We start from the raw sequence: 5,688 nt of genomic DNA on the forward strand, positions 1-5,688 counted from the left end.
ATGTTTATCAACAAAGTAGAAGTTGAAAATCCAAATTCTTCAACAACAACAGAATTTACATTTATCGATGAAGATGTTGTTGATAGTGAAACTTATGTTTACGATTTATACGCTGTTACTCTGAATGGTACATCATTCGCTATTGGTTCAACTACTTTGACTATTGATATACCTGAACCACCTGAACTTCCTCAAGCAACGATTCTTCATTACAATTTCCCCAATCCTTTTATGTAAAACAATCCGTCAAAAGCCGGACACTGTTTGCTAAATTGTTCAAAAAAATAAAATTAAAAAAATCAGAGAAAAAATGAAAATATTTCCTTATGTGCTATTTCTAATATTTGCATTTACTATCTCATCAATATATGCAAATGATAAAGATGAAACTACACATCAAGACAGCTTGGAATACATCAGGAAACTCTATGAAAAAAAGCAGTTTGATGAAACCGATCTAAAGGATAATCCACTTGATAATGAATATTATGAGTATGATCAGTCGAAAGATATTGAGGGAGAATATCATCTGGAAAGCGAGAATAAGGAAAGCGATTTTGATTTAAGTATGGCACTTTATGTTTTAGCACTTCCTTTTTATCTGCCAATAAAGTTATTGGAAGAAGATTTTCCCGAACTTTATTTCTATCAGGATTATCCTTATGCTGAAAGTAACTTTTTTTTTAGTAATGACGGGAAAAACTGGATGGGAGCAATCGAAATTAGTGCTCATTATATAAACGAAGACTTATCCGGATTTCTTATCAACTCATCTTATAATTATTTTCGGCTATCAATTGAGCCTGCTTTTTCATATTATTATGATCAAAGCGAATTAAATAAGGATATCTATTCTTTTCAATTCGTTTCAGCTTTGAGTTTTGCCAGAAATAATTTTTCGGATTTTCGTTTTGGATTAGGCTACCAACATCTTTCCGAAACTGAAAAAAAGGATGCTCTCAAGATTATCTATAAAATGAGATTTTTTCGAAAACCTTTCAACCTGAATTTAGGATATGGATTATCAATGTATGATCTCGGTATTGATAATAAAGTAAAATTACAAAATGAATTTGATTTGGATATTGGAATATTTATAAAACGCTTCGAATTAAAAACGGGCTATCAAATAGATAAACTGTTATCTACTGAACTAATTGGACCAAAATTTAGTTTATCTGTGTGGTTTTGATAACTGAACGGAACAAACAGGAAAATGAAATCCGATAAGAAAAGACAGAATAACAGGATTTACAGGATAAATAAAAGTTGAAATATACCAATTTAACAAATTTAGAAAAACTCATCCATTTTATTATTATAATAATCTCATTTTCAATTATTTTGTCAGAAAATATTGATGTCCAAAACTTAAGATTAAAAAATATTGAAATTTCTTACTTGAATTATTCCCTACCAATCTCCCAACTTCTTGATTTTCAAACAATAGACAGAACAAAAGTATCTATCATAATAAATAAATCAGATTACATACTGACGATTTTATATGAGAACAATCCCATCAAATCCTATCCTGTTGTTTTCGGTTTCAATCCTGTCGATGATAAACTAAAGCAGGGAGACGGCTGCACTCCGGAAGGGATTTTCAAAATTCATGACCTTTATCCTCATCAAAGTTGGTCGAAATTTATCTGGCTCGATTATCCGACAACAGGATCATGGGTAAAACATAATCGGGCAAAGGAAGAAGGAACGATAAATTCAAATGCCGGGATTGGCGGAGAGATCGGAATTCATGGCGTTCCAACGGGAATGGATCATCTGATCGATAATAAAACAAACTGGACTTTGGGATGTATTTCTTTGAAGAATAAAGATATAAATGAATTGTTCAGCATTCTTCAAAAGGAAACAAAAATTATAATAGTTCATTAAAATGAGTTGTTCAAAATTAACAGAAAATTTCAGAAACCATTAAAATGGTTGAAATTTTTATTTGGATTTTATTTATTTCCCACAATTGATCCATCAAAAACCGGAGTAAACATTTATGGGCTAATTAATTATCTATTATATCATTAGCCCACAGTTTTAACTGTGGGAATAAATATCACCCAAACCAACTTAACCGCTTCAGCGGTTGCTATTTTACAGAATCCTAAAATCATAAAATAGAAAAGAGGAGATAAAAAAAATGTTAAGAAAAATTATTTGCATAGGTTTGATCATGTTTTTTATTTTTTCGGGTCTAATATCCGAAAAACTACAAAAAACAATTTTCATTCCTGAAGTCGGATACCAAACTGTTTACGAGGATGGAAATTCCACAAAAATTTCTCATTCAGAAGAAATATCCAGAAATGAAAGAGTGGAAATTCTCTGGCAGGATTCGGATGCATTAGCGATAGCAGGAGAAGTAAAGGTTTCACCGGATATTGAAACTTTTGTGGGTTGGTATTTGAATGATGAAAGAGCATCTTATTATTTGAACACCGAAACTCCGATGTGGGAAGATCCGGATTGGAGTCCCGATTTTGGTTTTGAGACCGATATGCTGGAAGACGGCAGTTTGATGGTCGCTGCTGCGAATCAAACCATCAGGATTTATAATTCGGAATCCATAATGATATGGGAACAAAATCTAAATTTGAATGAAAGTGTGACCGATGTTGCTCTCAGTTCCGATGGTTTATATGTGTATTATTCCGTAAAAAATCAAACGACCGGTAATTCTTATGTTACCTCTTTTTTAGTTGGATTAGAAGAACCGGTTTGGCAGATCGATTTTCCCGGTTCCTGCAATTGTCTCGTTTTAAGCGGAGATGGAACGAAACTGGTTTTTACTCAATATGCCGGAGAAAATAGTGCAATGAGAGTACTCGAGGCAGAAAATGGAGCGATCATTTTTGAAGGACCGGAACAAAACCAAAATCCGCCGGCAATTTCTTTTGACGGTTCGATAATCGTGAATGGAGATTATTCCGGTGATGTCTTTGTTTATGAATTTGTTCCCGAGCAAGAAACTTATCAAATAAATTGGAGTTACCAAGTCAGTAACGGAGGTGGAGGATATAATCCCTGGATCTCGAGTATGGCAATTTCCTCTGACGGAAGCACAATTGCCGTAGGAACACACATTTTTTATGCTGATCATTATAGCGGAGAAATTTACCTTTTCAATTCTTATTCATCGTCTCCGATCTGGATATTTGATGCCAACGGTCCTGTCGTTGATCTTGATATTTCTGCTGATGGTTCGACGATTGCTGCTGCCGGTTATGGACCGCAAGATCATTCCACACCCGATTTTTGGATATTTGGTAGAAACTCCAATGAACCTGAATTCAGTATAAACACTTCCGGTTCGATGTTTCATCTTGATCTTTCGGAAGATGGTTCTATTTGTTCGGTTGGAGGAAAAGCAGTTCATGCTTATGAAATGGGGAATGGCGGACTTTTGTATTGCCTGGAGTGCGATCTTGGCGGTGGGAATATTGCCGGAACAGTTAATCTCATTGGAAATGATGATAATTCAGGAGTACTTGTAGAGATTTTGGAATTAGAAAATTATACTGCTTATACTGATGCCGATGGAAATTACTCACTGGTTTTTGTTCCATCCGGGATGTACACAGTGCAAGCTTCCAGGAATTGGTATGAAACCGTTACAGAAGAATTTGTACTGGTCTTTGATGATGAAATTACGGAAGTAAATTTCGAGATGAATGAACTTCTTCTTTCTCCTCAAAATGTGGAAGCAACCATTGTTGGTGCAGGAACGACTGCTCTTATTAATTGGGATGAACCGGATGGCAGCAGCGGAATTCGTGACCTGGAAAATTATAATGTCTGGCGTTTGCTGGAAGGGGAAGAAGAAATCCCTGAAAACTGGATATTTCTGACAAACATCGAACAGACTTTTTATCTCGATGCAGATTGGGAAAATCTTCCTTCCGGTATTTATAAATATGCTGTGAATGCCGTTTACTTAAGCGGTGAATCGGATGTTGTTTTCTCAAATTCTCTGGAAAAACCAGTTTCTATTGAAGAAAATATTTTAGAAAATTCTTCGACTCGATTAATCGGTTGTTATCCGAATCCGTTCAGCAGTTCAACGACTATTTCATTTTCTTGCCACAGAGAAGCAGAGAACACAGAGATAAATATTTATAACATTAAAGGACAAAAAATAAAAACTTTGGACTACATTAACCGTGTTAATGCAAAAGCGACACAGTCGCTTTACTCCATAACCTGGAATGCAGGAGATCAACCTTCAGGGATTTATTTTGTGAGATTAAAGACGGAGAATTTTGAAGATATGAGGAAATTGCTTTTGATCCGATAGTTTCGGGTCCGTTTGGACTCGACTTGCTTCGAAGCGCGAGTTGAGAACAAACAAGAGTAGTGAAAACATCTGAAAATAGGACAGGATAACAGGATTTACAGGATGAAAATCAAATTCAAAATCTCCTGTTGATCCTGTAATCCTGACAAACAACCATTGCGAAGGTTCAGTAATCTCCTGAGGAGGTTTTGAAGAGTTCCTCCAATTGTAACCATTCGCAAGGTCTCATTATTACGGGATCTCAATTCCATATTTTTTCATCTTCTTGTAAAGAGTTGTTCTGTCCAATCCAATCGCCTCTGCAGTTCTGCTGACTCGATAGAGATTTTTCTCCAAATGATGTTTGAGGAAAAGTTTTTCATAATCTTCGAGAGATCGATAAAAATCGTTTGAATTCAGAAGATTGTGATGAAGGGGATATTGAATTTCGAGTGATTTTTCAGATAGATTCTGATTACGATTAATGTGTTTTTCAAATTCATCTAAAATAATTTCATTATCTATGTGTTCATAAAATTCGGTGATAAATCTACAGAGATTCTTCAATTCCCGGACATTACCCGGGAAAGAATAAGATTCTAATTTTCCCCGGATATTTTTCAGATTGATATCCAAAGATTTATTGAATTCGCGGGTGTAATCCATCAGGAATTTTTCCATTAACACTGTTATATCGCTTGCTCTTTCCCGCAAAGGCGGAATCGTGATCAGACAATTGGCAAACCTGAAATAAAGGTCTTTACGGAATTCTCCTTTCCGAACCATTTCCGTCAGGTCGCAGTTTGCAGCCGAAATGATCCTGACATTTACTTTTTTGAACTGTCCTCCGCTGCCAACAACCGGGATTTGTTTTTCATCGATCACTTTCAGTAATTTTGCCTGGTTTTCCAAACTCATATTGGAAATTTCATCGATAAATAAAGTTCCTGCTTCAGCATTTTCAAAGTATCCCTTTTTTTCAAATTTGGCATCGGTAAATGCTCCTTTTTTATGACCGAAAAGTTCGGATTCCAAAAGCGTTTCCGGAATGGATTTGATATCGATTGATTTGAACGGTTTATCTTTCCGGCTGGAATTCTGATGGATCAATTCTGCGATCAAACCTTTCCCGGTTCCGGTTTCCCCGGTTATCAATAGGTTCATCTCGGATTGGGAAAATTTCATGATTTTTTCTTTTAGATGTTTCATCTTGGGATGCTTTCCGATCAAAAACGAATCCAATGATTGCTTTCTTAAACTATTGATTTCCGCTTCCTGAAATTTCAAAGATATTGCCTGATTGATATCTGCGAGGAATTTTATACGATTGAAATTTTCACCTTTTTCATTGAAATTTACTGCACCAAGTTTCATCGCTTCTACAACTTCCGTTTTGGTTG

The 5,688-nt window shown here is 35.4% G+C and carries 4 protein-coding genes; 3 read left to right on the forward strand and 1 reads right to left on the reverse strand.

Features of this window, described 5'->3' with window-relative positions:
• The first annotated feature begins 310 nt into the window (after positions 1-310).
• The 3 genes from ENL20_02100 to ENL20_02110 all read left to right on the forward strand — a co-directional run bounded on the left by ENL20_02100 (position 311) and on the right by ENL20_02110 (position 4,309).
• Entirely contained in the window at positions 311-1,192 is an 882-nt protein-coding gene (locus ENL20_02100) for a hypothetical protein (GenBank protein HHE37347.1), read from the forward strand.
• Between the two features lie 77 nt (positions 1,193-1,269).
• Positions 1,270-1,896 carry a murein L,D-transpeptidase gene (locus ENL20_02105; protein ID HHE37348.1) on the forward strand — a complete coding sequence of 209 codons (627 nt, stop codon included), beginning with the start codon at positions 1,270-1,272 and terminating at the stop codon, positions 1,894-1,896.
• A 259-nt stretch (positions 1,897-2,155) separates the two neighbouring features.
• Positions 2,156-4,309, forward strand: coding sequence for a T9SS type A sorting domain-containing protein (locus ENL20_02110; GenBank protein ID HHE37349.1), 2,154 nt, complete (start codon positions 2,156-2,158; stop codon positions 4,307-4,309).
• 231 nt (positions 4,310-4,540) lie between these two features.
• Here ENL20_02110 and ENL20_02115 read toward each other — a convergent pair.
• The coding region (locus ENL20_02115; GenBank protein ID HHE37350.1) for a sigma-54-dependent Fis family transcriptional regulator at positions 4,541-5,688 on the reverse strand (1,148 nt) is incomplete at its 5' end.

This window comes from Candidatus Cloacimonadota bacterium, from assembly GCA_011372345.1.
GTDB lineage: Bacteria > Cloacimonadota > Cloacimonadia > Cloacimonadales > TCS61 > DRTC01.

What these genes read in the sequence shown, in the direction of transcription:
- ENL20_02100 (HHE37347.1), top strand. Translation starts at nt 311, where the DNA reads ATGAAAATATTTCCTTATGTGCTATTTCTAATATTTGCATTTACTATC.
- ENL20_02110 (HHE37349.1), top strand. Translation starts at nt 2,156, where the DNA reads ATGTTAAGAAAAATTATTTGCATAGGTTTGATCATGTTTTTTATTTTT.